Origin of the sequence: Bosea sp. BIWAKO-01, assembly GCF_001748145.1 — a bacterium.
In the GTDB taxonomy this organism is placed as follows: Bacteria; Pseudomonadota; Alphaproteobacteria; order Rhizobiales; family Beijerinckiaceae; genus Allobosea.
Genome location: NZ_BCQA01000001.1, coordinates 268,057 through 294,616, shown reverse-complemented (window position 1 = coordinate 294,616; position 26,560 = coordinate 268,057). Strand labels below are relative to the sequence as shown.

At 66.6% G+C, this 26,560-nt stretch carries 26 protein-coding genes; 9 read left to right on the top strand and 17 right to left on the bottom strand.

Features of this window, described 5'->3' with window-relative positions; genetic code table 11:
- Nucleotides 1-148 precede the first annotated feature (148 nt).
- The 4 genes from pyrE to BIWAKO_RS01390 all read right to left on the bottom strand — a co-directional run bounded on the left by pyrE (nucleotide 149) and on the right by BIWAKO_RS01390 (nucleotide 5,525).
- Nucleotides 149-733, bottom strand: a complete 585-nt coding sequence (gene pyrE / locus BIWAKO_RS01405; protein WP_069877019.1) for an orotate phosphoribosyltransferase — start codon at nucleotides 731-733, stop codon at nucleotides 149-151.
- Between the two features lie 218 nt (nucleotides 734-951).
- Nucleotides 952-3,159, bottom strand: a complete 2,208-nt coding sequence (locus BIWAKO_RS01400) for a RelA/SpoT family protein (protein WP_069882068.1) — start codon at nucleotides 3,157-3,159, stop codon at nucleotides 952-954.
- Between the two features lie 148 nt (nucleotides 3,160-3,307).
- Nucleotides 3,308-3,700 (bottom strand): DNA-directed RNA polymerase subunit omega, encoded by a 393-nt coding sequence (gene rpoZ / locus BIWAKO_RS01395; protein WP_069877018.1) that lies wholly within the window; start codon nucleotides 3,698-3,700, stop codon nucleotides 3,308-3,310.
- Between the two features lie 109 nt (nucleotides 3,701-3,809).
- Nucleotides 3,810-5,525 carry an ATP-binding protein gene (locus tag BIWAKO_RS01390; protein ID WP_069877017.1) on the bottom strand — a complete coding sequence of 572 codons (1,716 nt, stop codon included), beginning with the start codon at nucleotides 5,523-5,525 and terminating at the stop codon, nucleotides 3,810-3,812.
- A 229-nt stretch (nucleotides 5,526-5,754) separates the two neighbouring features.
- On the opposite strand from BIWAKO_RS01390, the gene BIWAKO_RS01385 reads away from it, so the two are divergent.
- The 3 genes from BIWAKO_RS01385 to BIWAKO_RS01375 are packed head-to-tail and all read left to right on the top strand — an operon-like array spanning nucleotide 5,755 to nucleotide 7,997.
- Entirely contained in the window at nucleotides 5,755-6,507 is a 753-nt protein-coding gene (locus BIWAKO_RS01385; RefSeq protein ID WP_069877016.1) for a pyridoxine 5'-phosphate synthase, read from the top strand.
- A gap of 9 nt (nucleotides 6,508-6,516) precedes the next feature.
- Nucleotides 6,517-6,921, top strand: coding sequence for a holo-ACP synthase (acpS, locus tag BIWAKO_RS01380; RefSeq protein WP_069877015.1), 405 nt, complete (start codon nucleotides 6,517-6,519; stop codon nucleotides 6,919-6,921).
- A 14-nt stretch (nucleotides 6,922-6,935) separates the two neighbouring features.
- Nucleotides 6,936-7,997, top strand: coding sequence for a DUF2332 domain-containing protein (locus BIWAKO_RS01375; protein WP_069877014.1), 1,062 nt, complete (start codon nucleotides 6,936-6,938; stop codon nucleotides 7,995-7,997).
- A 103-nt stretch (nucleotides 7,998-8,100) separates the two neighbouring features.
- Here the strand turns inward: BIWAKO_RS01375 and aqpZ are convergent, their stop codons facing one another.
- On the bottom strand, nucleotides 8,101-8,799 hold the full coding sequence (aqpZ, locus tag BIWAKO_RS01370; protein ID WP_069877013.1) for an aquaporin Z: 699 nt from the start codon (nucleotides 8,797-8,799) through the stop codon (nucleotides 8,101-8,103).
- Nucleotides 8,800-9,135: 336 nt separating this feature from the next.
- On the opposite strand from aqpZ, the gene lepB reads away from it, so the two are divergent.
- Genes lepB through era form a run of 3 tightly spaced genes read left to right on the top strand, consistent with a single transcriptional unit; the run spans nucleotide 9,136 to nucleotide 11,535 of the window.
- Nucleotides 9,136-9,903 carry a signal peptidase I gene (lepB, locus tag BIWAKO_RS01365; RefSeq protein ID WP_244523335.1) on the top strand — a complete coding sequence of 256 codons (768 nt, stop codon included), beginning with the start codon at nucleotides 9,136-9,138 and terminating at the stop codon, nucleotides 9,901-9,903.
- Nucleotides 9,900-10,631 carry a ribonuclease III gene (rnc, locus tag BIWAKO_RS01360; RefSeq protein ID WP_069877011.1) on the top strand — a complete coding sequence of 244 codons (732 nt, stop codon included), beginning with the start codon at nucleotides 9,900-9,902 and terminating at the stop codon, nucleotides 10,629-10,631. Before lepB ends, rnc begins: the two co-directional genes overlap by 4 nt.
- A complete protein-coding gene (gene era / locus BIWAKO_RS01355) occupies nucleotides 10,624-11,535 on the top strand; it encodes a GTPase Era (protein WP_069877010.1) in 912 nt (303 codons plus the stop codon). The genes rnc and era overlap by 8 nt, the downstream gene beginning before the upstream one ends.
- On the opposite strand, the gene BIWAKO_RS01350 is transcribed toward era, so the two are convergent.
- Complete coding sequence (locus BIWAKO_RS01350; protein WP_069877009.1) at nucleotides 11,499-12,413, bottom strand: LysR family transcriptional regulator; 915 nt, start codon at nucleotides 12,411-12,413, stop codon at nucleotides 11,499-11,501. The genes era and BIWAKO_RS01350 overlap by 37 nt on opposite strands.
- A gap of 117 nt (nucleotides 12,414-12,530) precedes the next feature.
- On the opposite strand from BIWAKO_RS01350, the gene BIWAKO_RS01345 reads away from it, so the two are divergent.
- The 3 genes from BIWAKO_RS01345 (at nucleotide 12,531) to parC (ending at nucleotide 16,133) form a co-directional block, all read left to right on the top strand.
- On the top strand, nucleotides 12,531-12,911 hold the full coding sequence (locus BIWAKO_RS01345) for a tautomerase family protein (protein WP_069877008.1): 381 nt from the start codon (nucleotides 12,531-12,533) through the stop codon (nucleotides 12,909-12,911).
- Nucleotides 12,912-13,035: 124 nt separating this feature from the next.
- On the top strand, nucleotides 13,036-13,764 hold the full coding sequence (gene recO / locus BIWAKO_RS01340) for a DNA repair protein RecO (RefSeq protein WP_069877007.1): 729 nt from the start codon (nucleotides 13,036-13,038) through the stop codon (nucleotides 13,762-13,764).
- Nucleotides 13,765-13,886: 122 nt separating this feature from the next.
- Nucleotides 13,887-16,133 carry a DNA topoisomerase IV subunit A gene (gene parC / locus BIWAKO_RS01335; RefSeq protein WP_069877006.1) on the top strand — a complete coding sequence of 749 codons (2,247 nt, stop codon included), beginning with the start codon at nucleotides 13,887-13,889 and terminating at the stop codon, nucleotides 16,131-16,133.
- Nucleotides 16,134-16,388: 255 nt separating this feature from the next.
- Here the strand turns inward: parC and BIWAKO_RS01330 are convergent, their stop codons facing one another.
- From BIWAKO_RS01330 to BIWAKO_RS01280, 11 genes are all read right to left on the bottom strand, one after another.
- Complete coding sequence (locus BIWAKO_RS01330) at nucleotides 16,389-16,994, bottom strand: outer membrane protein (RefSeq protein ID WP_141739933.1); 606 nt, start codon at nucleotides 16,992-16,994, stop codon at nucleotides 16,389-16,391.
- A gap of 204 nt (nucleotides 16,995-17,198) precedes the next feature.
- Complete coding sequence (locus BIWAKO_RS01325; RefSeq protein WP_176733242.1) at nucleotides 17,199-18,185, bottom strand: DUF2336 domain-containing protein; 987 nt, start codon at nucleotides 18,183-18,185, stop codon at nucleotides 17,199-17,201.
- 192 nt (nucleotides 18,186-18,377) lie between these two features.
- Entirely contained in the window at nucleotides 18,378-19,730 is a 1,353-nt protein-coding gene (locus BIWAKO_RS01320) for a PepSY-associated TM helix domain-containing protein (RefSeq protein ID WP_069877003.1), read from the bottom strand.
- A 36-nt stretch (nucleotides 19,731-19,766) separates the two neighbouring features.
- Nucleotides 19,767-20,129, bottom strand: a complete 363-nt coding sequence (locus BIWAKO_RS01315) for a hypothetical protein (RefSeq protein WP_141739932.1) — start codon at nucleotides 20,127-20,129, stop codon at nucleotides 19,767-19,769.
- Nucleotides 20,130-20,220: 91 nt separating this feature from the next.
- Nucleotides 20,221-21,420 (bottom strand): UxaA family hydrolase, encoded by a 1,200-nt coding sequence (locus BIWAKO_RS01310; protein WP_069877001.1) that lies wholly within the window; start codon nucleotides 21,418-21,420, stop codon nucleotides 20,221-20,223.
- A complete protein-coding gene (locus BIWAKO_RS01305) occupies nucleotides 21,417-21,734 on the bottom strand; it encodes a UxaA family hydrolase (RefSeq protein WP_069877000.1) in 318 nt (105 codons plus the stop codon). The genes BIWAKO_RS01310 and BIWAKO_RS01305 overlap by 4 nt, the downstream gene beginning before the upstream one ends.
- A 66-nt stretch (nucleotides 21,735-21,800) precedes the next feature.
- A complete protein-coding gene (locus tag BIWAKO_RS01300) occupies nucleotides 21,801-22,451 on the bottom strand; it encodes an RraA family protein (RefSeq protein WP_244523334.1) in 651 nt (216 codons plus the stop codon).
- Between the two features lie 141 nt (nucleotides 22,452-22,592).
- On the bottom strand, nucleotides 22,593-23,348 hold the full coding sequence (locus BIWAKO_RS01295; protein ID WP_069876999.1) for an arginyltransferase: 756 nt from the start codon (nucleotides 23,346-23,348) through the stop codon (nucleotides 22,593-22,595).
- A 76-nt stretch (nucleotides 23,349-23,424) separates the two neighbouring features.
- Entirely contained in the window at nucleotides 23,425-23,898 is a 474-nt protein-coding gene (locus BIWAKO_RS01290; protein WP_069876998.1) for an RDD family protein, read from the bottom strand.
- A gap of 68 nt (nucleotides 23,899-23,966) precedes the next feature.
- Nucleotides 23,967-25,211: a threonine ammonia-lyase gene (locus BIWAKO_RS01285; RefSeq protein WP_069876997.1), complete on the bottom strand. Its 1,245-nt coding sequence runs from the start codon at nucleotides 25,209-25,211 to the stop codon at nucleotides 23,967-23,969.
- 14 nt (nucleotides 25,212-25,225) lie between these two features.
- Nucleotides 25,226-26,557: a branched-chain amino acid ABC transporter permease gene (locus tag BIWAKO_RS01280; RefSeq protein ID WP_069876996.1), complete on the bottom strand. Its 1,332-nt coding sequence runs from the start codon at nucleotides 26,555-26,557 to the stop codon at nucleotides 25,226-25,228.
- Nucleotides 26,558-26,560: the final 3 nt, after the last annotated feature.

The window sequence follows — 26,560 nt, the reverse complement described above, 5'->3', positions numbered from 1 at the left end:
ATACGTCAGATCGAAAGGATAGCAGTCAGGCAATGTCGAAAGACCGGCGAATTCTGGTCAGCCAAGCACTAATTATGTGGCCACTTGCTGGAGTCTTGCAAGTGCGCTTGCTCAGGCTGGTCAGTTTCCTTGAGTCGGCCGGGGCCCTTCAGCTGGCGAGCCCCCGGCTGCCGGGCTTGATCGCTGGGATGGCGGCGAGCTCGGGCGGCAGCGCGTCAGGAGCATAAGCCGGGATATCGAGAGCGACGAGGCTGACCAGCTTGACGCCGAGATCGGCCTTGCCGGCGGAACGGTCGACCAAGCAAGCGGCGCCGAGAATCTGGCCAGGTTCGCCAGCGATCGAGGCCAGGCATTCACGCGAGGAGAGGCCGGTGGTGACGATGTCCTCGACCATCACCACGCGCGCACCGGCGGGGATGGCGAAGCCGCGGCGCAGCCTGAACTGTCCGTCCTCGCGTTCGACGAACACCGCCTTGGCCTTGAGGTGCCGTGCTGTCTCGTAGCCCGGCACGATGCCGCCGACCGCGGGCGAGACGACATAGTCGACCTTGCCGAATGTGGCTTCGATCTTGGCGGCGAGGGCCTTGCAGAGCCGCTCGGTGCGGACCGGGTCCTGGAAGATGAACATCTTCTGCAGGAAGACCGGGCTACGCAGGCCGGAAGACAGGATGAAATGACCTTCGAGCAATGCGCCGGCATCGCGGAATTCGGCCAGGACCTCGTCGTCGGTCATCGGTGCGCCTCGCAGATGGTGTTGATCCCATTGCCTGCGACGGGCACAGGCGAGTGCTTTTGCGCCGGAATGGCCTGCGTTTCAAGCGTGGGCCCCAGCGGAGCTGTGGAAGGCTGCCAGCGCGTCGGCCGGAATATCGTCTCCGGTCCGATGATCCGGCCTTCTGTGATTGCATCGGCTCTTGCGGAAAACCGCGATCTCCCGTCGAGGCCGATGCTTTAGCCGACGACGCGCTCGACCCGGCTGATCACCCGTTTCTCGCGCAGCTCGCTGATGATGGCGCTGAGATGTTTCAGGTCCCAGACCGTGAGATCGATGGTGACATCGGTGAAGTCCGGCGTCGGCCGCACCATCGTCACCGCATCGATATTGCCGTCATGTTCGGCGATGGTGGTGGTGATCTGCGCCAGCGAGCCGGGCTCGTTGATCGAGTTGAGCGCGATGCGCGCCGGAAAGCGCTGCGGCGTCTTGTCGTCGAGGTCCCAGCGCACATCGAGCCAGCGATCAGGCTCGTTGTCGAAGGCCGCCAGCGAAGGCGACTGGATCGGATAGATCGTCACGCCTTCGCCCGGCGTCAGGATGCCGACGATGCGATCGCCCGGGACGGCGCCGCCATTCGGCGCGAAGCGCACCGGCAGATCGCCGCCGAGGCCGCGGATCGGGATGGCATTGGCGCCCGGCGTCTCGCCGGGCAGCTTGAACTTGAGATTGTCGCCCTTGCGCAGCTCGAACCAGCCTTTGCCGTTGCTTTCGCCACGGGCTTCGGGCGTGGAGCGCTTTTCCGGCTCGAGATCGGGGTAGACCGCCTTGACGACGTCGCCCGAGAACATCTCGCCGCGCCCGACAGCGGCGAACACGTCGTCGACGGCGGTGCGGGCGAGCCGCTTGAGCGCCGCCTTGAGCTTTTCGTCGGTGAAGACGCGCTCGGCGCGCATGAAGGCGCGTTCGAGGATCTGACGGCCGAGCCCGGCATATTGCCGGCGCACCGCCGCGCGCGTCGCCCTTCGGATCGCGGCGCGCGCCTTGCCGGTGACGACGAGCGATTCCCACGCTGCGGGGGGCACCTGGCCGTCGGCGCGGGTGATCTCGACCTCGTCGCCATTCTGCAGCTCGGTGAGCAGCGGCGCGATACGGCCATTGATCTTGGCGCCGACCGCGGTGTTGCCGACATCGGTGTGGACCGCATAGGCGAAGTCGATCGGGGTCGCCCCGCGCGGCAGGGCGATCAGCCGGCCCTTGGGCGTGAAGCAGAAGACCTGGTCGTGGAAGAGCTCGAGCTTGGTATGCTCCAGGAACTCTTCCGGATTGTCGCCTTCGGCGAGCAGGTCGACGGTGCGCCGCAGCCACTGATAGGCCCGGCTTTCATCGGCCGCGCCGGAGAGCTCGGTGGTCCGGCCGTCCTTGTAATGGGCATGGGCCGCGATGCCGTATTCGGCGATGCGGTCCATCTTGTCGGTGCGGATCTGCAGTTCGACGCGGCTATGGCCCGGGCCGACCACCGTGGTGTGGATCGAGCGATAGTCGTTCTGCTTCGGCGTCGAGATGTAGTCCTTGTAGCGCCCTGGAACCATCGGCCAGGTCGTGTGCACGATGCCGAGGACCCGGTAGCAATCCTCCAGCTGGTCGACGATGACCCGAAAGCCGAAAATGTCCGAAAGCTGCTCGAAGGAGACCGATTTGCGCTCCATCTTGCGCCAGATCGAATAGGGGCGCTTGCGCCGCCCGGCGACATCGGCCTGGATGCCGCGCGCCGCCAGCTTCTCCTTGAGATCGATCTCGATCGCGCTGATGACGGAGCCTTCGCGCTCGGTCACCTCTTCCAGGCGCTTGGTGATGGTGGAGTGGGCCTCCGGCTTGATATGGCGGAAGGCCAGTTCCTCCAGCTCCTCGCGCAATTCCTGCATGCCCATGCGCCCGGCGAGCGGGGCGTAGATCTCGGCCGTCTCCTCGGCGACGCGCAGCCGCTTCTCAGGCGGCACGAAATGCAGCGTGCGCATGTTGTGCAGCCGGTCGGCGAGCTTGACCAGCAGCACCCGGACATCCTCGGCGATGGCCAGCAGCAGCTTGCGGAAATTCTCGCCCTGCGCCGCCTTCTTCGAGACGAGGTCGAGCTTCTTGATCTTGGTCAGGCCGTCGACGAGCCGGCGGATATCCGGCCCGAACATGCCCTCGATCTCTTCGAGAGTGGCAGCCGTGTCCTCGACGGTGTCGTGCAGCACGGCGGCGACGATCGTCGCATCGTCGAGCTTGAGGTCGGTGAGGATCGCCGCGACTTCGAGGGGATGAGCGAAGAACGGGTCGCCCGAGGCGCGCTTCTGTGTGCCGTGCGCGCGCATGGCATAGACATAAGCTCGGTTGAGCAGGTCTTCGTCGGTATTCGGATTATAGCTCCTGACCCGGTCAACGAGCTCGTATTGCCGCATCATGCCCATGCGGGCCCCTGTAACGCCTGCCAAGAATTGCAATGGTTCAATATCGGCACGGCGTTCCGGCGGGGCAAGGCGATTCTATGCAGGGTAGGCATGAAAAAGCCCGGCAATGCCGGGCTTTAGCTTGGACTGGTGAACGCTTTGATCAGTCCTCGTCGTCGGCGCTCTCGGTCGGCGGCACGAGGCCGTCGAGGCCGCGCAGCAGATCTTCTTCGCTCATGCGGTCGAACTGGACTTCCGAATCGGGCGTCGCTGCGCTGGACGGGCCGCTGGTCAGAAGCGGCACGGTCTCGGCCTCGGGCTCGTCGACCTCGACATGCTTCTGCAGCGAGTGGATCAGCTCTTCCTTCAAATCTTCGGGAGTGAGTTTCTCCTCGGCGATTTCGCGCAGCGCCACGACGGGGTTCTTGTCGTTGTCGCGGGGAACGAGAATCTGCGTGCCCGAAGCGATCATGCGGGCGCGGTGGCTGGCCAGCAGAACCAGCTCGAAGCGGTTCTCGACCTTGTCGATGCAGTCCTCAACGGTGACGCGAGCCATTGAACGGCTCCTTCTGATCTTGGCGATGCAGGGAAAGATTGATGTGAGCCGGCCATACAGGCAAAGCCGGGCGGATGCAAGATTTTGCTGCGCGCGCCAGGTTCAGGCCTTACCGGCTTTCGCCCTGCATCCGGCTGACCAGTTCGTCGAGCCCCGGTTCGCGGTGGACCAGTCCGTCGAGGATGGAGCCCCCTGCCATCGCTGGCAGCTCATGCGGCGCAAGCTCGGCAAAGCGCATGCGCATCGGCGTCGCCACGCCCTCGCCAAAGGCGATCGCCTCGCGATTGCCGATGGCCGAGAGGAAGCCGATCGTGCTCGCCGAAGCATCGGCAATGGCTGAGCGGATGATCTGCTGGTCGCGGTCATTGGCGAGCCGCATCGCAAAAATGGTCGAGCATTGCGACAGGATCGTGGGGTCGAGTTCGCCCGGCCGCTGGGTCACAACGCCGAGATATGCGCCGTATTTGCGGCCTTCCTTGGCGATGCGGGCGATGGCCTGCCGGGTCGGCGTGAAGCCGAGCGACTGATCCGCCGGCACATAGCGATGGGCTTCCTCGCAGAGCAGCAGCACCTCGTAGCCGCCATGGCTGAACATGGCGAGGTCGAAGGCGATGCGCGACAGCACGGATGCGACGGCGTTGACGACATCGGCCGGCAGCCCGGCGAGCTGGAACACGCAGATCGGCCGGCCATGCTGCGGAATCCGGAAGATCTGGCCGATCACCTGGCCCATGCCTTCGACCATGTTCGCGCGTGCGAACATGAACTGGTAGCTCGGGTCGCCATAGAGAGCTTCGAGACGGACCTTCAGCGATCGCAGTGCGGCACGCGGATAACGGATCTCATGGAGCCCCATCAACTCGTCCAGGACCGCGATCGCGTCGGCCATTCTGTAGGGCAGGGGCGCGTCGCCGCTTGCGGCGGCGCCGCCGGCCGTCGGCCGCCGCGCGGTCGGGTCGAGCGGCCGCTTCAGCAGCGAGGAGCCGAGGTCGCGTGCGAAATCCTGGGTTGCCGGCTTGCGATAGCGGGCGCGGGCTGCGGCGATGACCTCGCGCAGGATGTCGAGCTCGTCGATATCGGGACGGCCGCGAAAGACGACATCGGCAAATTCTTCGAGGCGGAACATCCAGAAGGGCAGGTCGAGGCTTTGCGCATCGGTGACGACGGCCTTGTCGGGAAAAGCGTGGGCGTATTCGTTGTGGGGGTCGAGGATCAGCACCCGCAGATGCGGCTTCGCGGCAATCGCCTTGCGAAGCAGGAGCGAGACCGCGCTGGACTTGCCGACACCGGTCGTGCCGACCAGCGCGAAATGGCGCGACAGCAGATCGTCGATGCAGACGGTCGCCGGAATGGCGGGGTCCTGCGTCAGGTGCCCGATGGCGACGCCGGCCCTGGCGCCGAGGTCATGCACCAGGGCAAGATCATGGGCCCGGATACGGTGCGCGATCGCGCCGACTGGCGGATAGGTGGTGATGCCGGTCTGGAAAATGGTGCGTCCGCCCTCGGCTTCCAGCACCTCGCCGAGCAGTTCCACTTCGATATGGACGGGATTGTCGGCCAGTTCGTCCCAGAATTCACTGACAGCCTTGATCTCATAGACCATGCCGACGATGCGGCTGCGCCCGAGATTGATCGAGATCATCCGCCCGATCGTCCAGGCCTCGGGCGTTGCCGTGCCGGCGCGTGGCATGATGGTGCCGATCGTCGCACGCGCGCCATTGCATGACAGAACGCGGCCGATCGACCGGTCGGCCACCTGGCCGGCGGTGCGACGGTCCGGAACGATATCGTTTTCGAACTGGCCCTGATTGACGGAAATCTGCACGGCCCTGGGTCTCTCGATCTGATCTGGGTCAGGAATGAAAGGGGGGCGCGCGCTTAAGATTGGTTTCCAGGCTGCGGCAGCTTGCCGGCGCGGTTAGCAAATCACGAAGAAACCCGGGAAAGCTCTCGCGATATCCATCAGCGAACGTGGTCTTGCCGATCAATTTCCTTGCCTTGAGCCAGACCGGAGCAGGCGGTATGCAGGCTGGCCACGGTCGAGGGGACTTGTGATGACAAATGGCCGGTTGCGACTGGGCGTGAACATCGATCACGTTGCTACGGTGCGCAATGCGCGTGGCGGAGCCCTGCCCGACCCGATCCGCGCCGCGCATCTTGCGGTCGAGGCCGGGGCCGACGGCATCACGGCGCATCTGCGCGAAGACCGGCGCCACATCCGCGATGCCGATATCGAGCGGCTGGTGGCCGAACTCACCGTGCCCCTGAATTTCGAGATGGCAGCCACGGCGGAGATGATCGCGCTGGCTGCGCGCCTTAAGCCGCATGCGGCCTGCCTCGTGCCCGAGAAGCGTGAGGAACGCACGACGGAAGGCGGGCTCGATGTCGTCGGGCAGGAGCGCGCCCTGGCGCCGGCTATCGAGCAACTCAGGGCGGCGGGCGCCCGGGTCTCCCTCTTCATCGAGCCGGATGCGGCGCCGATCAGGATGGCGGCCAAGCTCGGCGCGCCGGTGGTCGAGCTGCATACCGGGACCTGGTGCCATGCCGCTATCGACGGCAAGCGGGACAAGGCCGCTGTCGAGTTCCGCCGTCTTGCCGAAGGGGCCGCGCTTGCGGCCTCGCTTGGCCTCGAAGTTCATGCTGGCCATGGGCTCGATTACGACACCGCGCGCGAACTGGCGGTCGTTCCCGATTTCGTCGAGTTCAATATTGGTCACTTCCTGGTCGGCGAGGCGCTCTTCATCGGCCTCGAGCAGGCGATCGTGCAGATGCGTGCAGCGATGGACGAAGGGCGCGCCGCCAAGTAGACCCGTTGCATGATCCTCGGCATCGGCTCCGACCTCTGCGATATCCGCCGCATCGAGCAATCGCTGGAGCGGTTCGGTGAGCGCTTCACCCACCGCATCTTTACTGAGGGCGAGCGGGCCAAGTCGGACCGCCGCGCCACCCGGGCTGCCTCCTATGCCCGCCGCTTCGCCGCCAAGGAAGCCTGCTCCAAGGCACTCGGCACCGGTCTGAGCCGCGGCGTGTTCTGGCGTGACATGGAGGTGGTGAACCTGCCCGGCGGCCAGCCGACGATGCGGCTGACCGGCGGCGCCGCCGAGCGCCTCGCGGCGATGTTGCCGCCAGGGCATGAAGCCTTCGTCCATGTCTCGCTGACCGATGATCCGCCATTGGCGCAGGCTTTCGTCGTGATCGAGGCGCGACCGCGGCTTCCCTGACAGGGAGTACGGGCATGGCAGATGTCGTTGGCGCGGACCCCTGGGAGCGTGTCCGTGCGAGCTTCAGGGGGCAGGCGGAGGCCTGCCGCAGGCTTGGCTCGCCCTTCACGGCGCTGTTTTGCGGGGTAATGGCGGCGCGGCTCGATCAAACCAGTGGCTTTGGCCGGCGCGCGCTTGGCTGGCCGGACGACCCCACTGCTGACGCGCTGCCCTTGCGGGCAGCCGGTGCCTTCAACGCCCTGGCACGCTCCGGAACGATGCCGTCGCTGCAGGCAATCTACCCGCCGGCTCTTGCCAGCGCGGACGCATTGTGGAGCGGCCTTGCCGCGGCCATCGACGCCCATGACGCGGATCTTGCCGCCTATCTCGACAGCGCCCCGCAGACCAACGAGGTGAAGCGCTGCGCCGTGCTGCTCGGTGGCGCCTTGATCGTTGCCCGCGACACCGGCCTGCCGCTCGATCTTCTGGAGATCGGCGCCAGTGCCGGGCTCAATCTCGGTTTCGAGCGCTATCGCTACGCACTCGGTGCCGCGACCTGGGGGCGCGACGATGCGCCGGTCACGATCCGCAGCGAATGGCGCGGCAGGTTGCCTCCGCTTGATGCTACGCTTCGGGTGGCTGTGCGGCGTGCCTGCGACCTCAATCCGCTCGACCCATCGCAACCGGCCGATCGCGCTCGCGTCCTCTCCTATATCTGGCCGGATCAGGCCGACCGCCTGCGCACGACGGAAGCAGCCTTCGATGCCGCCTCTGCTGCTTCATGGCGCGTCGAGCGAGCCGATGCAGCCGTCTGGGTCGAGGCACGGCTGGCCGAGGCGGCCGCGCCGGGCTGCGCCCGCATGCTGATGCACACCATCATGTGGCAATATCTGCCCGAGCCGACCAAGCAGCGCATTCGTGCGGCCATGGCTGCGGCGGGCGCTGCCGCGACCGCCGAGCGCCCGCTGGCCTGGCTGCGCATGGAGCCGGACGGCAAGCCTGGCCATGCAGCGGTCACCCTGACGCAATGGCCGGGCGCTGTGGAGCGTGAGCTCGGGCGTGCCGATTATCACGGCCGCTGGGTCGAGTGGCACTGAGGCGGGCGGGGTCGGCAACGCAAAACGGGCCGGAGCTGCGTGCGCCGGCCCGTCCGATCTGAGGAAGCGAGACGCCGGACCGAGCCGGCGCCGTCTTGACTACTCACTCCGGCTTGTCGGACCTCAGCCAGCGATAGAGCACGCCGCCGAGAGCGCCGCCGATCAGCGGTGCGACCCAGAACAGCCAGAGCTGCTGCAGCGCCCAGCCGCCGACGAACAGGGCAGGGCCGGTGCTGCGCGCGGGATTGACCGAGGTATTCGTCACCGGAATGCTGACGAGGTGGATGAGGGCAAGGCCGAGGCCGATGGCGAGCGGTGCGAAGCCGACCGGCGCCTTGCCATGGGTCGCGCCCATGATGATGAAGAGGAACATCATCGTCATGACGACTTCCATCAGGAAGCCGGAGAGCAGGCTGTACCCGCCCGGCGAATGCTCACCATAGCCGTTCGAGGCAAAGCCCTTGGCGAGATCGAAGCCAGGCGCACCCTTGGCGATCAGATAGAGAATGAAGGCGCCGGCGACCGCACCGATGACCTGTGAGACGATGTAGGGGAAGACCTCTCCGGAGGGGAAACGCCCGCCGGCCGCGAGCCCGACGGTGACTGCCGGATTGAGATGGCAGCCCGAAATATGACCGATGGCATAGGCCATGGTGACGACAGTCAGGCCGAACGCAAGCGAGACGCCGAGCAGTCCGATACCGACCTGCGGGAAACCTGCAGCGATGACCGCGCTGCCGCAGCCGGCGAAGGTCAGCCAGAATGTGCCGATGGCTTCAGCCGCGTATTTCTTCGAGCTCATGCTGATTCCCCCAAAGGTTGTGACCAACTATCAGTGAACCTGTGCTTGGAATGCGTCAATTACGCTACTGCGGGGCCGCCCTTCACCAGCGGCAGGGGGGCAATCTACGCTCGCTGCCGCGCGGCACGGGGCCGTGTCCGGCCGGCGGGATTGCGGTGCCCCAGTTGCGGCAGGTCCGGACTTGCAAGCGGCAGGGGAAATTCGCGATTGCAGCACCAATGTTGCATTGCGGGGCCGGGTGGCCCTGTTCGCGCCATCTTGTGCGCGGATATCGCGTTGTCCCCGGCCGTACATTCCGCTATGCCGCGCCTCGGAACCGATGAAGGAGCGCCCCGGGTGGCCAACGACGCCGAAATCAAGAGCAAGACGGCCAAGGACGAGGGCGGCATCCTTGAGACGATCAAGGTCGTCGTCCAGGCGCTTCTCATCGCGCTTGTCATCCGCACGCTGTTGTTCCAGCCCTTCAACATTCCGTCGGGCTCGCTGATCCCGACCTTGCTGATCGGCGACTATCTCTTCGTCTCCAAATACACCTACGGCTATTCCAAGCACTCGATCCCGTTCAGCCCGCCGCTGTTCAAGGGCCGGGTCTGGGCTGCCGAACCGAAGCGCGGCGATATCGCCGTCTTCAAGCTGCCGAGCGACAGTTCGACCGATTATATCAAGCGCGTCATCGGCCTGCCGGGCGACCGCATCCAGATGATCGACGGCATCCTGCACATCAACAACCAGCCGGTGAAGCGCGAGCGCATCGCCGACTTCGAGACCACCGACAACTGGGGCCGCAGCACCAAGGTCATCCAGTATCGCGAGACTCTGCCCGAGGGCGTCAGCCACAACATCATCGAGCGCGAGGGCGATACCGGCACCTTCGACAACACGCCGGTCTTCCGCGTGCCCGAGGGCCATTTCTTCATGATGGGCGACAACCGCGACAATTCGCTGGACTCGCGTGACCGCAGCGTCGGCTATGTGCCTTTCGAGAACTTCGTCGGCCGCGCCGAGATCATCTTCTTCTCGATCGACGAAGGCGCCTCCGCCTGGCGTGTCTGGGAATGGCCCTGGACCGTGCGCTGGAACCGCCTGTTCAGCACGATCAAGTGACGAAGCCGGGGGACAGCGGGCGTAAGACGCCCGAACTCGCTCGGCTTGAGGCGAGGCTTGGCCATGTCTTCGCCAATCGCGCCCTGCTTGAAACCGCTCTGACCCATATGAGCGCCGAGAGTTCGCGGCTCGGCAGCTATCAGCGGCTCGAGTTCCTGGGCGATCGCGTGCTCGGATTGAGCGTCGCCGACATGCTCTTCGAGCGCTACCCGCAGGCCGAGGAGGGCGACATGTCGCGCCGCCTGGCCGATCTCGTGCGCAAGGAGACCTGCGCCGAAGTCGCGATGGGCTGGGATATCGGCAGCTTCCTGAAGCTCGGCGACGGCGAGATCCTGGGTGGCGCCCGCAAGAACAAGGCGATCCTGGCCGATGCCTGCGAGTCGATCATCGGTGCGGTCTTCATCGATGGCGGCTATGCTGCAGCAAGAGGACTGGTCGAACGCGCCTTTGGCGAGCGCCTGCTTAAGCCGGTGCGCCCGTTGCGCGATGCGAAGACCGCGTTGCAGGAATGGGCGCAGGGCAAGGGCTACCAGACGCCGACCTATACCGAGCGCGGCCGTTCAGGTCCGGACCATGCCCCGCTTTTCCGGGTTGCGGCCCGGATCGCGGGATTGATCGACGCCGAAGCCGAAGGGCGCTCCAAGCGCCTCGCCGAACAAGCTGCTGCCGAGGCGTTCCTGCGCCGCGAGGGGCTCTGGAACGAAACCATGGGAGATGACAATGGCTGAGGCCGACAAGCCCACACGCTGCGGCTTCGTTGCGCTGATCGGCGCGCCCAATGCCGGCAAGTCGACGCTGCTGAACAAGCTCGTCGGCGCCAAGATCTCGATCGTCTCGCGCAAGGTGCAGACGACGCGGACCCAGGTGCGCGGCATCGCGCTCGCCGGCGCGGCGCAGGTCATCTTCGTCGACACGCCCGGCATCTTCGCACCCAAGCGCCGGCTCGACCGCGCCATGGTGACGAGCGCCTGGGGCGGCGCGACCGACGCCGACCTGATCGGCGTGCTGATCGATGTCGAGCGCTTCGACAATGAGGAGAACACCCGACTGCTCGAAAAGCTCGCCGAGCTGAAGCAGCCGAAGTTCCTGGTGCTCAACAAGATCGACACGATCGAGAAGGAGAAGCTGCTCGCCATCACGACGCAGCTGAACGAGCGGGGCAAGTTCGAGACCACCTTCATGGTCGCGGCGCTGACCGGCTATGGCGTCAAGGACATTCTTGACTGGCTCGAGACGCGCCTGCCGCTCGGCCCCTGGCTCTACCCGGAGGACCAGATCTCGGATGCGCCGCTGCGCTTCCTCGCCGCCGAGATCACGCGGGAGAAGATCTTCGAGCGCCTGCACGACGAATTGCCCTACCGCTCGACCGTCGAGACCGAGCAATGGCAGCAGCGGCCCGATGGCTCGGTGCGCATCGAGCAGACGATCTATGTCGAGCGCGAGGGCCAGCGGAAGATCGTGCTCGGCGAGGGCGGGCAGACCATCAAGGCGATTGGCCAGAAAGCCCGCGTCGAGATCGCCGAGGCGGCCGAGGCCAAGGTCCATCTCTTCCTCTTCGTCAAGGTTCGCGAGAACTGGAGCGACGATCCGGAGCGCTATCGCGAGATGGGGTTGGAGTTCCCCAAGGGCTGAGCCGGCAAGGGCTGAGCCGATGAGCGCTGAACCGGCCCGCGAAACGCCGCCGCCAGCTCCCTGACGAAGGCGTTGGCGCGCGGCGTTGCGACATTGCTGCGCAGCACGACCTCGGATGAGCCGAGCGCAGGCAGGCCCCAGTCCCCGCCGACATCGACGGCGCCGAGCGGCGCGATGCGCGCGGCGAGCGGCGTGACGCCGAGCCCGCCCTGCACGGCCGCCAGCACGGCGGCCATGCCGCCGCCGACAAAGGCCTCGCGCCAGCTGAGCCCGGCGCCGCCAACCGCCTCGATGGCATGACGCCTGAGCGCACACTCCGTCATCAGGCTGACGAGCGGCAGCGGCTGCGCCGGATCGCGCGTCAGCGTTGGCGCGGCGAACCAGCCAAAGGCGTCGCGGCACAGCGTTTCGCCGGTCTTTCCTGCTCCGATCCGCAGCATCACGGCGACATCGAGCTCGCCACGGTCGAAGGCTGCATCAAGCAGGCTCGAACGTTCGATCCGCAGGCTGATCACCAGCGTCGGGTCATGGCCGGCAAGGCGCGCCAGCAGGGCCGGCGCATCGGCGCCGACCGCCTGCTCGCTGATCCCGACTGAAATGCGCTCCGGCGCCTCTGTGAAGGCCGCACGCGCCCGTTCATGTGCGGCGAGCAGTTCGCGTGCCGCCGGTACGAAACGCTCGCCCTCGGCGGTGAGCCTGACGAGACGCGGATGGCGCTGGAGCAGGGGCCGGCCGAGAACCTCCTCGAGCCGCTTGACCCGGGTGCTGACCAGCGACTGCGTCGTGCCCAGCGCCTCGGCAGCGCGCGTGAAGCTGCGCAGATCGGCCGCACCGAGAAAGGCGGCGACCGCATCGATATCGAGTGAGGCGGCGATCATAGATCAAAAATCCATATGATTGATATCTATAATAATACACTACACCGATGTTTCGAGCGGCGCTAGTTTGGTCTGGACAGCGAGGCGAACGCCCTCGCGCAAACCGGAGATCCAACGATGCCCCTGATCCGCATTTCCATGAGGCGCGGCCGTCCCGCCTCCGAGCCGGCTGCCATTGTCGATGGCGTCTATCGGGCTATGCGCGAGACCTTCGAGGTGCCGGAGGATGATCTCTTTGCCGTGATCCACCAGCACGACCCTGACGAGTTCATCTTCAACGCCCGCTATTTCGGCTTCGAGCGCACGGCCGGTCTCGTCATCATCCAGATCACCTGCAACAACAGCCGCGGCGTCACCCAGAAGAAGGCGCTCTTTGCCAAGATCGCCGAGAATCTGCGCCGGGAGCCGGGGCTGAAGCCCGACGACATCTTCATCAACCTGATCGAGACCGCGCGCGAGAACTGGTCCTTCGGCGGCGGCATCGCGCAGTATGTCTGAGGTTGGCTGCCGCATCTCGGCTGCGGTCTTCTCCGTATCCCGGAGCGGCGCCGCTGACGCGCGCTGTCGGGAGGGGGCGCCTGCGGAAATTGACCCGGCCGGGTGCGCCGCCTAACTCCTTGTCATGGAGTGGAGCGACGACGGCACCATCATCGGCATCCGGCAGCATGGCGAGAATGCCGTGATCCTGGAGGTGCTGACGCGTCTGCATGGCCGCCATCTCGGGCTCGTGCGCGGAGGGCGCTCGGCCCGGGCGCAGCCGGTGCTGCAGCCCGGCAATGCGGTCTCGCTGACCTGGCGGGCCCGGCTCGACGAGCATCTCGGCGAATACAAGGTCGAGCTCATCACCTCGCATGCGGCGCGGCTGATGGCGGCGCCCGTCGCCCTCTATGGGCTGGGGGTGATCTGCGCCCTGCTGCGGCTGCTGCCGGAGCGCGATCCTCATCCGGCCCTGCATGAGGGGCTGGCGGTTCTGATCGAACATCTCGACGAGCTGACCTTGGCGCCGGCCCTTGTCGTGCGGTTCGAGGTCGCCATGCTGGCCGAACTCGGCTTCGGGCTTGATCTGACGCGCTGCGCCGTCACCGGTTCGCCAGACGATCTCACCCATGTCTCGCCGAAATCGGGCAAGGCGGTCAGCCGCAAGGTGGCCGAGCCCTATCAGGATCGTCTGCTGGCGCTGCCGCGCTTCCTGAGCGAAGGGCAGGGCGGGCGGCAGCCCTCGGCCGCCGATATCGCGGCGGGCTTCGCCCTGACCGGCTTCTTCCTGCGCCGCCACCTGCTTGAACCGCGGGGATTGCTCGAGTCGCCGGAGCGCGCGCGGCTGCTGGAGCTGGTCGCACGAATTCACTGATTTCTGGCGCGTTTGCGGGTATGACGCTTTGCGCGGCTTGCATCGGGCCGGCATCGTCATAGGAAGTGATTCGCGGCCGGCGTTTCCCGGCGGCTGCAACGTAGATCGAGGTTGAGTGACACATGGGAAAGCCGGTCGAGCCGCCACCGGAGGACGAGACCGAGCGCATCGATCTGAAATCGGCGCTCGAAGAGCGCTATCTCGCCTATGCGCTGTCCACCATCATGCACCGTGCCCTGCCGGATGCGCGTGACGGCCTGAAGCCCGTCCATCGCCGCATCCTGCATGCGATGCGGCTGCTGCGCCTCGACCCCGGCCAGGTGCACAAGAAATGCGCCCGCATCGTCGGCGACGTCATCGGTAAGTTCCACCCGCATGGCGACCAGTCGGTCTATGACGCGCTGGTGCGCCTCGCCCAGGATTTCGCCCAGCGTTACCCGCTCGTCGACGGCCAGGGCAATTTCGGCAATATCGACGGCGATAACGCCGCCGCCTACCGCTATACCGAAGCGCGCATGACCGAGGTCGCGCGCCTCCTGCTCGACGGGATCGAGGAGGACGCGGTCGATTTCCGCGAGACCTATAATGGCGAGGACGAGGAGCCGATCGTCCTGCCGGCGGCGTTCCCCAACCTGCTGGCCAATGGCTCGCAGGGCATCGCGGTCGGCATGGCGACCTCGATCCCGCCGCACAACGCGGCCGAACTCTGCGATGCCGCGCTCTATCTGATCCAGCATCCGGAGACCTCCTCCGAGCAGCTCATGACCTTCGTGCCCGGGCCGGATTTCCCGACCGGCGGCATCATCGTCGAGAGCCGGGCCTCGATGGCCGAGACCTATCGCACCGGGCGCGGCGCCTTCCGCACAAGGGCGCGCTGGCATGTCGAGGACCAGGGCCGTGGCACCTGGCTCGCAGTGGTCACCGAGATTCCCTACATGGTCTCGAAGGGCCGGCTGATCGAGAAGATCGCCGAGCTGCTGAACGATCGGAAGCTGCCGCTGGTCGGGGACCTGCGCGACGAGTCGGCCGAAGACATCCGCGTCGTCATCGAGCCGCGCAGCCGCGCCGTCGACGCCAATCTGATGATGGAATCGCTGTTTAAGCTCACCGAGCTCGAATCGCGCATTTCGATGAACATGAACGTACTGACCGGCGGGCTGGTGCCGCGGGTGCTCGGCCTCAACGAGGCCCTGCGCGCCTGGCTCGACCATCGCCGCGAAGTGCTGCTGCGCCGCTCGCGCTTCCGCCTCGGCCAGATCGAGAAGCGGCTGGAGATTCTGCGCGGCCTGCTGATCGTCTATCTCGACCTCGATCGCGTCATCAAGATCATCCGCGAGGAGGACGAGCCGAAGCTCGAGCTGATGCGCTATTTCGAGCTCAGCGAAGTCCAGGCCAACGCGATCCTCGACACGCGCCTGCGTGCGCTGCGCAAGCTCGAGGAGATGCAGCTCAAGACCGAACTCGACGAGCTCACCACCGAAAAGGGTCAGATCGAGGGGCTGCTGGCCTCCGAGGCGACGCAGTGGAAGACCATCTCCTGGGACATCCGCGAGGTGAAGAAGCTCTTCGGCCCGGAAACCGTGATCGGCAAGCGCCGCACCGATTTCGCCGACATGCCGGAGACGACCGATATCGACCTGACGCAGGCCATGGTCGAGCGTGAGCCGATCACGGTCGTCGTCTCCAAGAAGGGCTGGATCAGGGCGCTGAAGGGCCATGTCCAGGATCTCTCGACCCTGTCCTTCAAGGGTGATGACGCGCTGCAGCTCGGCTTCCACACCGAGACCACGGCGAAGCTCCTGGTGCTGGCCTCGAACGGCAAGGTCTTCACGCTGGAGGCGTCCAAGCTGCCGGGTGGCCGCGGCTTCGGCGATCCCATCCGCCTGATGATCGAGCTGGAGGAGACGGCCGACATCGTCTCCGCCTTCCCCTACCGGCCCGGTCTCAAGCTCCTGATGGTGACGACGGATGGGCGCGGCTTCGTCGCCCCCAGCGACGATGTCGTGGCCAACACCCGCAAGGGCCGCCAGGTGCTCAACGTCACCGAGCCGGTCAAGGCGTTGCTCGCCGTTCCGGCCGAGGGCGACCATGTCGCGATCATCGGCGAGAACCGCAAGCTGCTCTGCTTCCCGCTCTCCGAGGTCGCGGAGATGGGGCGTGGCAAGGGCGTGCGCCTGCAGCGCTACAAGGATGGCGGCGTCTCCGACGCCAAGACCTTCAAGCTGGCCGAGGGCCTGACCTGGCTCGACACCTCGAACCGGACCTGGACGGTCGGGGCGGCCGAACTGATCGAGTGGCTCGGCCACCGTGCGGAATCGGGCCGCCTGCCGCCCAAGGGCTTCCCGAAGAACAACAGGTTCGGCGGCTGAGGCCGTACCATGCCCGGGCTTAGCGCCCGGGCATTTGTCCCGCTTGGCTGTGGTCGCAGAATATCCCGTTCACGCGCAAAGCCGCTCGCAAGCTCTTGAGCCCGCGCCTCGCCATTGCCGAAAGTAACGAATTTTCAACCAGTTGACCGGGCGCGTTGAATCAGCGCGACAAGGCGTTGAATCGATTTCTCCGGTCGCTGAATCAATCTCTCAGCCAGCGCGGGCGGTCCCGGCCAGGGCGCCGGGAGGAGGGGCCTACCTGATCGCCTGGCCGACCACGCCGACCTCGAGGCCGAGCGTCAGGTTGTTGGTCACGGCCCATTCGACACCGGCGCGGGCCTCGGGCCTGACCGCGATCTCGCTGCGGTTGAACGGCGAACTGAAGGGCGTCGGGCCGTAGCGCCAGGTCTCGTTCGCGGCAGCGAGCCCGACCTTGGTGTAGAGCAGCACGTTCTCGGTTGCGAACACGCCGGCCTTGAGCTGGAAGGCACCGACGACATCGCGCGTCCAGGCCGCCGTGTTGAAGCTCGGCGTACCGTAGCCGCCGATCGCAGGGGCGTATTCGAGCGCACCGATGACGCCGAAGAGGAAGTCGCCATCGCGCCACATCTTGCCGCCTTCGAGCCCGATCGTCGGGCCGGCCGACGTGCCCAGCCCCTTGGTGCTGGTCACCTGGAAGCCAGAGGAGATGCGGGCATAGGAGCCTTCCCACTTCACGCCGCCGGGCGACAGCGTCGGCTCCGACCAGGCGAAGGACGGCACGGCGGCAAAACCCGTGAAGGGCAGGTAGGCCTGTGCCTGCGAGGCTCCAGCGCTGAGCGCAAGCGCGCAGAGCGCGCCGGAAAGGATCGGTAGTCTCACGTCGAAGGCATCCTCTCGGTCAAACACCTGGGCACAAGCCTAGCAGAAGGTCGCGTGAATGTCGCGGATTTGTGGCGGGAGCGTCGCCGGGGGGCGCGTGCCGCTCTGTCATCGGGCGGATATCGTATCCGGTCCGATGCTAGAGCCTCTTGTCTTCGCATCGGCTTTGCCCGAAAACCGCAATCCAGTTTTCGGGCCGATGCCTTAGCCGATCTTCGTCTTCAGCTTGAGGAAACGCAGCGTCCGCTCGGCGGTTGCGATATCGAGCCCGGCATAGTTTTTCAGGTCGCCCTCGGCATCGCGCGCGCCGAAGAGCAGCCGTCGCGAGCGCAGCTCCAGCACGGACTTGAAGGCCTCGGTGCCGAGATTCAGCGAGCGGCAGGTCACGGCGATGCCGCTGACATCGCGCTGGAGCAGGACGCGCAGGGACTGCTCATTGGTGATGCCCGAGGCCTGCGCGATCACCTCGGCAAGATGATAGGCCCGGTCCTCTTCGGCCAGCATGGTCACGATCTCGTCGAGCTCGCGCTTGCCGGCGCCGAGATCGGCGAGCAGGAGCTTGACCTCCAGCCGTTGCTGGCGCGCGCGGCGGGCGAGCGTCGCGGCTTCGTCGGCAGGCTTGGACCAGGCGCCGCCGCTGAGCCCCTCGACGATCTCGAGGACGCGGCTGGCCCGGTTCGGGGTCAGGTCGGAGCGCTTGGCCAGCGCGCCGCTGATCTCGGCATCCTTGCCGCCGCGTTCCAGCAGCGTGTCGAAGCCCTTGTCGGAGAAATGCGCGCCTTCATTGGCGCTGACCGTGTGCAGCACGGTGCGGTCGCCGCGCTGGACGAGAATGTCGGTGACGCTTTCCGAGAGACGGGCGCGCTCGGCGATCGCCACGAGATGGTGCTGCGACTGGCTGACCGCGATTGCTGCGAGGTCGGTATCGGTCAGCACCGGAGAGAGTTTCAGCACCAGGCGTGCGACTTCGGAATCGGCATCGCCGGCAAGCGTGACCGCAACCTCGTGCGGCAGGCTCGGCACGGCCGCGACCTGACCGGCATAGGCCTTTCGCGCCTCGTCCTCGAGATGCGGCAGCGAACGCAGCGCGATCTCGCCGTAATGCGCCTTCGAGGGCTCGGTCGGGTCCTGGTCGAGCAGGAACAGGTCTGTGACCGCATTGAGCAGCTGCCGGCGTGCCTCCGAGGACATCTCGGAGGGCATCCGTGTCAAGGAACTCAGCATTGGCCCCCCAGATAGGCGTCAGGCAAGAGCCGGCAACCTGCGACGATCCGGTTTGATTTAGTCTTAAATCCGTCGCGGATTTTCCCGGAAAGCGAAGAAATATCTTCCGTGCGATCAACGGGCCGGCATGCCCGGGATGCATGCCGGCCCGCGATGCCGCTAGCGCGCGGTCTTCGGCCAGAAGCAGCGGTCGACGACCAGCATGACGATCAGCGACACGCCGACCAGCGGGAAGATCAGCCCGCCGACCGCCAGGATGGCGAAGACGCCGTAGAGTGTCCGGCGCTCGGGCGGCAGCGGCGGCACGCCGAGCGATCCGGCTGGGCGCCGCTTCCACCACATCACCCCGGCCGAGACCGAGAGCAGGACGATCGCGAGGCAGACGGCGAGCATGAAGAGCTGGTTCGCCAGGCCGAATTCCTGACCCAGATGGACATTGATGCCCCATTCCAGCCATTTCCCGAGCGGGCCGTAATCCGCGAAGGACATGTCGAGCAGGGGCTCGCCGCTATACTGGTCGAGATGGATGACGCGCTGCTGCGACAGGTCGTTCGGATAGACCGAACCGGTGAAGACGCCGCTCGGGCCGGCTGGCAGGTTGATGGCGTAGCCGCGCGCCAGGCCGAGCGCGTCGAACCGCGCCACGGCCGTGTCGAGGCTGACCGGCGCTGCCGCCGTCGCGATCGATTCGGGCACGCGCGCCTGTTCCAGCGACCAGGAGGTCGGCCCGGCATGGTGCAGATGCTCATCCGACATCGGCAGGTTGACGCGGATGCCGGCCGGGTAGCCGAAATTATGCCCGTTGGCCCAGCGATTGACCTGGTCGCCCCAGAGCACGGACCATGGCATGCCGGTGATCGCGAGGAAGACGATGAAGAAGCCGGCGAAGGCGCCGGTGACGGCATGCAGGTCGCGCCAGAAGACGCGCTTGCCGGCATCGCCACGCAGCGAGACTACGCCGCCCTTGCGACCGCGAGGCCACCACAGATAGAGCCCGGTCCCGACCAGCAGGATTGACCAGCCGCCGGCGATCTCGATCACGCCATTCGCGATGGGCCCGAAATAGGCGAGGCTGTGGATCTGCCGCACCACCCACATCACCGTGCCCTTGTCGGGGATCTGGCCAAGTACACGCCCGTCATAGGGGTCGACATGCACGACCTTGCGCCCACCAGCGGCATCTCGGACGGTGACCTCCGCAGCCGATGACGCTGTTGCCGCGGGCACGAGTTTCACGGCCTTGCCGGGAAAGGCCGCAAGCGCGTTGGCGACCAGTGTCGTCGCAGGGGTCGGTACGGTCGATCGGATCTCCACCCGCTTGAGATCACGATGAATGAGCCCGTCGATCTCGGTGCGGAAGAGATAGAGCCCGCCGGTGACCGCGAGCAGGATGAGGAAGGGCAGCGTCAACAGCCCGGCATAGAAATGCCAGCGCCAGACGGCGCGGTAGAGGGAAGCGGCGCGTGCATCCGCGCCCGCAGGCACAGCCTGCGTCGTTGAAACGATGGTCATGAGGAATGTCCTGTCCTGAAGGGGGAAAGTCTGGCTTCAGGCCAGGGCAGGTGGCGCGCGCGCTCCAAGCGGGTAGACGCTGCGGCCGGTCGCGACGCGCGCTGCGGGTGGGTCGGTGACGCCTTTCGCGACACTGACACTGCGCTGGAGCGGAAGCGCCGCAGCCGCGACAGGAGGGGTGCCGCTGGCGCTCGCAAGGCAGCCGAGCGCGCAGCAGGTCTTGGATTGCTCCGGGCTCGCCGGGGCCGTCGGTTCGGACGAGCCGCCGGGCGCGCAGAGTACATGCTGCGGAAAGGGTGAGGGAGCAGCCGAGAGCCCGGCGCCGATCGACAGCAGGACCGCGTTGAGGATCAGCGCATAGGCGCAGAGCACGGCAACGACGCCGCGTCCCCATCTCACCCCTGTCGCCGTCGCGCCCATGGTTTCCGCGCTACGGCGCGGCAGCGCGCCGGTCAATGACCTTACGTGATGAAGCCCCTGCGCTCTCTCGTCACGCCGCCGGCAGGCAGGCGGGGCCGAGCGGTTCGAAGCTCTTATAGGTCAGGATGAACTCCTGGTGGCCGAGCTCTTCCGATTTGGTGCGCCCGCCCTTGGCCAGCGAGATGACGAGGTCGCGGATCTCGCTGCCGACCTCGTCGAGCCCGGCGCGGCCCTCGAGGATCCGCCCGGCATCGACATCCATGTCGTCTGCCATCCGCCGATAGGTTTCCGGGTTCGCGCAGATCTTGACCACCGGCGAGATCGCCGAGCCGACGACCGAGCCGCGGCCCGTGACGAAGAGCACGCAATGGGCGCCGCAGGCGATCAGTTCCGCGATCTCGGCATTGTCGTTGATATTGGGGAAGCCGAAGCGCACCTCGCCATCGGGCACGACATCGAGCAGATAGAGACCACCATGGGGCGGGATGTCGCCGGGCTTGATCAGGCCCGAGATCGGAGAGGCGCCGGATTTGGCATAGGCGCCCATCGATTTTTCCTCGATGGTCGACAAGCCACCCTCGGCATTGCCGGCGGCGAAGGAGCCATAGCCGAGCGTCGCGTAATAGCGGGCCGCCTTGGCGACCGATTTTTCCAGCTCCTCGCCCAGCTCCGGCGTCACAGCGCGCGCCGCCATGATGTGCTCGCAGCCGATCAGCTCGCCGGTTTCCTCGAAGATGCAGGCGGCGCCCTCGGAGATCAGAAGGTCGAAGGCGCGCCCGGCCGCAGGGTTCCCGGTGATGCCCGAGGTGCCGTCCGAACCGCCGCAGACGGTGCCGACGACGAGCTCGCCGACCGCCATCGGCACGGTTTCCTGCTCGTCGAGCCGTGCGCGCTCGGCCTCGACCCAGGCGCGTCCTTCCTTGATCGAGCTGCGCGTGCCGCCCGTGCCCTGGATGATGATGGTCTTCACCGGCCGGCCGGAGGCGCGCACGACGCGCTCGAGCGCATATTTGTTGAAGCTCTCGCAGCCGAGCGAGATCAGCAGCACGGCCCCGACATTGGGGTGGGTGCAGAGCCGCTCCATCATCTTCTCGGCATAGCCATTGGGATAGCAGCCGGGAAAGCCGATGACGTGGACGCCGTTCTCGCGCCAGGGCAGGGCGATCTCGCGTGCGACGTGATGCGCGCATTCGACGAGATAGGCGACGGCGACGGTGTTGCGGATGCCCTTGCGCCCGTCGGACCGGAGATAGCCGCGCATGTCGTTCATTGGACGGCTCCCGCCTTGCGCTCGTCTTCGAGATGATAGGTCGGGGTGTAGTCGCTCTTCATGTTCTGAACATGGACATGCTGGCCGGGCGCGATCGCTTCGGTCGCGACGCCGATCGGGGCCCCGTATTTCAGGATCTTTTCGCCGGGCACGATCGGCTTTCGCGCAACCTTGTGGGCGAGCGGGATATCGCGGTCGAGCACGGCCGGGCCTGCGCCGGTTTCCACGGTCTCGCCGGCGGCGAGGCGCATCCGTGCGACAAAGACGTTGTCGCGCGGATCGAGCAGGATGAGTCGGGGATCGTGCTGAGCCATGGGCTTAACTCCTTGGGGGAGCCGGCCGCGCAGTCCGCGCGACCGGGGCAGGCAGGCCGCAAGCGATCAGAACTTGCCGAACTGGAGATAGGCTTCCTGCGGGTCCGTGCCGGCGAGGATCGCTGTGCGGACCTTGTTCTCGGCCGAGATCGCCGTCTCCGCCTTCTCGAGCACCTCCTCGATCACTTCGACGGGAATGCGCACGATGCCGTCGCGGTCGCCGAGGATGTAGTCGCCGGGCCGGATCCAGACCGCGCCGATCTTGATCGGCTCGTCGATCGTCTTCGGCATCCAGAAGCCGACGATGTCGCGAGGCGTATAGGCGCGGAAATAGGCCTGGAAGCCCATGTCGACCATGAACTCGGTGTCGCGCGACAGGCCGTCGATGACGCAGCCGCGCACGCCCTTGTTCTTGAGCGTCTCGGCCGAAAGCTCGCCCATCAGCGCGACCTCGTCGGTATTGGGCTGGCAGACCCAGACATGGCCGGGCTTGGCGCGCGAAAGCAGGCCGGTCCAGCCGAGTAGGGTCTCATGCGCGTCGAAATCCGGATCGGTCTTGCCCTCGACGGTGAAGGCCGGGCCGGCAAGCTTCTGGCCGGGCAGGAGCGGCCGCAGATCGGGCGGGAGCGTGAAGTCCTTCAGCCCCATGGCGCGCATGACATCGTGGATGATGCCGGTATAGCAGCGTTCCAGCCGCTCGGTCAGTTGATCGCTCAAGGCTTCCTCCGTATGGGCACGTCGCTGTGCCGGGGCGCGCTGGAATTGGCGCTCCGACCGCTGCCATTGCGGCCAGGGTGCCGGCAGGAAGCACGGGCCGCAAGCGCGTTTTTCGCGCCTCGACGATGCGTTTCAAACGGTTTAAGCGTCCGAGTCGACCCGTTCCCAGCCCTGGGGCGAGAGGCGCTCCTGCGGCAGGAAGCGGGCCTTGTAGGCCATCTTGGGCGAGCCATCGACCCAATAGCCGAGATAGACATAGGGCAGGCCGAGCTTGCGCGCCCGCTCGATATGGTCGAGCACCATGAAGGTGCCGAGCGAGCGCTGCTCCAGCGTCGGGTCGAACACCGAGTAGACCATGGAAAGCCCGTCATTCAGCCGGTCGGTCAGGGCCATGGCGAAGAGATCGCCGACGCCGCGCCCGGTGAAGCCGCTATCGGGGCCGCGCCGGCGGTACTCGATCAGGCTGGTCGCGACATGGGTGTCCTCGATCATCATCGCGAAATCGAGGGCCGACATCGAGGCCATGCCGCCATCGGGGTGGCGTTCGTCGAGATAGCTGCGGAACAGCGAGTAATGCTCGGAGCGCGGCTCCGGCGGCAGTTCCTCGCCGATCAGGTCGCAATTGCGCGCGAGTACGCGCCGGAAGCCGCGTGACGGCCGGAAATCGTCGACGCAGACGCGGACGGAGACGCAGGAGCGGCAGGTCTCGCAGGCGGGACGATAGGCGATGCTCTGCGAGCGCCGGAAGCCGCCTTGCGAGAGCACGTCGTTGAGGTCGCGCGCCCGTCCGCCGACAAGGTGGGTGAACACCTTGCGTTCCTCCCGCCCGGGCAGATACGGGCAGGAGGTCGGTGACGTCAGATAGAATTGCGGGGCATCCCGCAACGGGCGCGTCACGTTCGTATCGCTCCGGAAACGACCTGAACCACGAGTGTAGCAGCAGCGCAGCCGGCAACAAGAGTTGCGATGATGCTCAGGCGCGAACGACCACCAGCCCGGTCAGGATGTCGTGGCCGAGCCTGCGGTCATCGCGCACCAGTCCGCAGAGAATATCGAGCACCCAGAGCGCGACCGTGCCTGCCGCGACATAAAACAGCAGGGCGTGGACGGCGGCTGCGAGCCCGTCGGGACGGCCGCCATTCACGGTCTCGACCCTGAGGCCCGCCATGCGCATGCCCCAGGTCGCCTGTTTCCGGCCGCCGACGGTCAGCGCCGCGTAGCCGAGCGCGGTCGCCACCGTCGCGATGGGCAGGAGCAACCAGGTCGCGCCGAAGGTGACGAGGCCGAGGAAGATCAGGAGCGCGACCACGAGCCAGCCCAGGATGAACAGGGCGACGATGTCGCCGATCCAGGCGAACAGGCGCGACCCCAGCACGCCGCTGACATTCTGCAGCGGACGCTGCTCGATCGGCGTGATCGCGGGTTGCTGATAGCTGCGTTCGCTCATCGAAAGTCGAGACCCCTTGTTTCGCGGGCGCGTCCGGTGGTGGTGCGCTCCGCTGCCATAATGTTTGATCAGCGGTCCTGTTCCGCAAGGCCACGCGGAAAGATACGGCGCGGCTGGAAGCCGTTGGCCCGCAGCGCGTCCTCGATGGCGCGGGTATGGCTTTCGCCGCGTGTCTCGACGGTCACGTCGAGCGTCACGCCCTTGGCCGGCACGTCGAGGAACAGCCTGCCATGGCTGACCTCGAGGATGTTGGCGCCGTGGTCGCCGAGCAGGCTCGCGACCTTACCGAGCAGGCCCGGCCGGTCGCTGGCGGTGAGGCGGAAGGCGGCGATGCGATCCTCGCGCTCCAGTTCGCGCACCATGATCGCGGCGAGCAGCCTGGTGTCGATATTGCCGCCGCAGAGCACGAGGCCGACCTTGCGGCCGCGATAGCGCTCCGGCTCCTTCAGCATCGCGGCCAGCCCCGCGGCGCCGGCGCCCTCGGCCAGAGAATGCTGCAGGCTGGCATAGGCATTGACCGCGCGCTCGATCAGGTCCTCGCCAACCAGGACGATGTCGGACACCAGGCTGGAGACGATCGGCAAGGTCTGCTCGCCGACCGTCTTCACGGCGATGCCTTCGGCCAGGGTCGCGCCACCGATCGGTCGGTCCTCGGCATTCACGGCGTTGTAGAAGGAGGGATAGAGCTCAGCCTCGACGCCGATCAGCTCGATCTCCGGTTTCAGGGCCTTGGCCGCAATCGCGTTGCCGGCCATCAGGCCGCCGCCGCCGAGCGGAATGATCAGCACGTCGAGATCGGGTGCGTCGGCCAGCATTTCGCGCGCGATCGTGCCCTGGCCCGCCATCACGGCGGCATCGTCATAGGGGTGCACGAAGACCAGGGTCTCGGCCTGCGCCAGCTCGCGGGCACGCACGGCCGATTCGTAGAGCGTTTCGCCATAGAGCACGACGCGCGCGCCATGGGCCCTTGTGTTCTCGACCTTCACCAGCGGCGTCGTCTCCGGCATCACGATGGTCGCCGGAATGCCGAAGCGGCGCGCGTGATAGGCGACGGCCTGTGCATGGTTGCCGGCGGACATGGCGATGACGCCGCGGGCCCTCTCGGCTTCCGTCAGGCCTAGCAACTTGTTGACCGCGCCGCGCTCCTTGAAGGAGGCCGTCGCCTGCATGTTCTCGTGCTTGACCAGCACGGTCGCGCCGGTGAGGTCGGAGAGGCGCGGCGCGGGCACCAGCGGTGTGCGCAGCACATGCCCCTCGATACGCTGTGCGGCCGCTTCGATATCGGCGGGAGTGATCGAGAAAGGCTCGCTCATGCGTGGAGTTCCATTCAGACCTGACGAGGCGAAAGCGCGCCCTCGCCGAAGAAACCGCCGGGGCGCAGGATCAGCACCACGGCGAGCAAGCTATAGACGGCGATGTCGCGCTGTTCGATAGGCATGGTCGATGACCAGATGACCTCGAAGAGCGCGATGCTGAGGCCGCCGAGGCAGGCGCCGGCGACTGAGCCGATGCCGCCCAGGATCGCGGCGACGAGCGCCTTCAGCCCGAGCGTGAAGCCGCCAGCGAAGCCCATGCCGCCATAGATCGCGGTGACGATGACGCCGGCCGCGCCGCAGGCCGCGCAGGCGAGGATCAAGGCGCGATCATGCACGGCACGCGCGTTGACGCCGAAAAGGGCCGCGGTGCCGGCATCGTCCGAGACTGCGCGCCAGGCCCGTCCGAAGGCGGAACGGCGGATCAGCAGCACGAGCCCGAGCGCGGCACTGAGCCCGCCGGCCGCGAGCGCCAGCCCGACCGGGGTTGCGGTGACGATGAAACTGCCCGAGCGCGCCAGCGCCCAGGGCTCGTTGAAGACCGGCGGCAGCCAGCGCAGGTCCGGCCCCTGCGCCAGCCGCAGATATTCGGACAGCGCAATCGCGAGCCCGATCGTCGCGATCAGCATCTGCTGGCCGCTGGCGCGCTCGAGATGGCGCAGCACGAAGCGCCCCATGGCGAAGCCGTGAAAGGCCGCGACCAGCATGGCCATGACGAAGGCGACCAGCAGCCCCGAGACCGGCGTCGAGATCGCCGTCGAGACGAGCAACGCCACGCCGATGACGGCGGAGAGCGCGCCCAGCGCCGCGAATTCGCCAAAGCTCAGGATGATGCGTCCGGTCAGGCCATAGATCAGCGCATAGGCCGAGGCGAGCAGCGCGTAGACCGCCGCCGAGGGCAGGGCGCTCAAGCCCTGCTGCAGGGCATAGGCGAGGCCGGCTGGGAGCTGCGGCAGGCCGTCGATGCGGGCCGAGCCAGGATCGACCGGCGGCTCCTCGCGGTTCTCGAGATAGAAGCGCCGGAGCAGGTAGAAGCTGGCATCGTTCATCGGCCGTCCGTCGACCGCGACGCCGAGCAGCGCGCCGCGCTGCAGACCCGCGCCCTCGCCGGCGAACAGGCAATCGATCATGCGCTGGCGCGCTGGGCCGCCGCCGGACTCGACATGGTAGAGGATGCGCAGGGTGTTGGCGCGCTGGCCATTGGTCGCGCGGTCGATGGTGATCCGCGCTTCCTGCGAGTTGAGCGCCGGGATCGCCTGGCGGCAAAGCCGCGTCTGGTCCGTATCGAAGCGTTCGCTGCAGCCGGTCAGCAGCAAGGCCATGAGAATCGGGAGGAGCGCGCGCATTGC

Coding starts and splice junctions, on each gene's coding strand:
- pyrE (WP_069877019.1), bottom strand. CDS start 733: ATGACCGACGACGAGGTCCTGGCCGAATTCCGCGATGCCGGCGCATTG.
- BIWAKO_RS01400 (WP_069882068.1), bottom strand. CDS start 3,159: ATGATGCGGCAATACGAGCTCGTTGACCGGGTCAGGAGCTATAATCCG.
- rpoZ (WP_069877018.1), bottom strand. CDS start 3,700: ATGGCTCGCGTCACCGTTGAGGACTGCATCGACAAGGTCGAGAACCGC.
- BIWAKO_RS01385 (WP_069877016.1), top strand. CDS start 5,755: ATGACAAATGGCCGGTTGCGACTGGGCGTGAACATCGATCACGTTGCT.
- acpS (WP_069877015.1), top strand. CDS start 6,517: ATGATCCTCGGCATCGGCTCCGACCTCTGCGATATCCGCCGCATCGAG.
- BIWAKO_RS01375 (WP_069877014.1), top strand. CDS start 6,936: ATGGCAGATGTCGTTGGCGCGGACCCCTGGGAGCGTGTCCGTGCGAGC.
- aqpZ (WP_069877013.1), bottom strand. CDS start 8,799: ATGAGCTCGAAGAAATACGCGGCTGAAGCCATCGGCACATTCTGGCTG.
- era (WP_069877010.1), top strand. CDS start 10,624: ATGGCTGAGGCCGACAAGCCCACACGCTGCGGCTTCGTTGCGCTGATC.
- BIWAKO_RS01350 (WP_069877009.1), bottom strand. CDS start 12,413: ATGATCGCCGCCTCACTCGATATCGATGCGGTCGCCGCCTTTCTCGGT.
- BIWAKO_RS01345 (WP_069877008.1), top strand. CDS start 12,531: ATGCCCCTGATCCGCATTTCCATGAGGCGCGGCCGTCCCGCCTCCGAG.
- recO (WP_069877007.1), top strand. CDS start 13,036: ATGGAGTGGAGCGACGACGGCACCATCATCGGCATCCGGCAGCATGGC.
- parC (WP_069877006.1), top strand. CDS start 13,887: ATGGGAAAGCCGGTCGAGCCGCCACCGGAGGACGAGACCGAGCGCATC.
- BIWAKO_RS01325 (WP_176733242.1), bottom strand. CDS start 18,185: ATGTCCTCGGAGGCACGCCGGCAGCTGCTCAATGCGGTCACAGACCTG.
- BIWAKO_RS01320 (WP_069877003.1), bottom strand. CDS start 19,730: ATGACCATCGTTTCAACGACGCAGGCTGTGCCTGCGGGCGCGGATGCA.
- BIWAKO_RS01310 (WP_069877001.1), bottom strand. CDS start 21,420: ATGAACGACATGCGCGGCTATCTCCGGTCCGACGGGCGCAAGGGCATC.
- BIWAKO_RS01305 (WP_069877000.1), bottom strand. CDS start 21,734: ATGGCTCAGCACGATCCCCGACTCATCCTGCTCGATCCGCGCGACAAC.
- BIWAKO_RS01290 (WP_069876998.1), bottom strand. CDS start 23,898: ATGAGCGAACGCAGCTATCAGCAACCCGCGATCACGCCGATCGAGCAG.
- BIWAKO_RS01285 (WP_069876997.1), bottom strand. CDS start 25,211: ATGAGCGAGCCTTTCTCGATCACTCCCGCCGATATCGAAGCGGCCGCA.
- BIWAKO_RS01280 (WP_069876996.1), bottom strand. CDS start 26,557: ATGCGCGCGCTCCTCCCGATTCTCATGGCCTTGCTGCTGACCGGCTGC.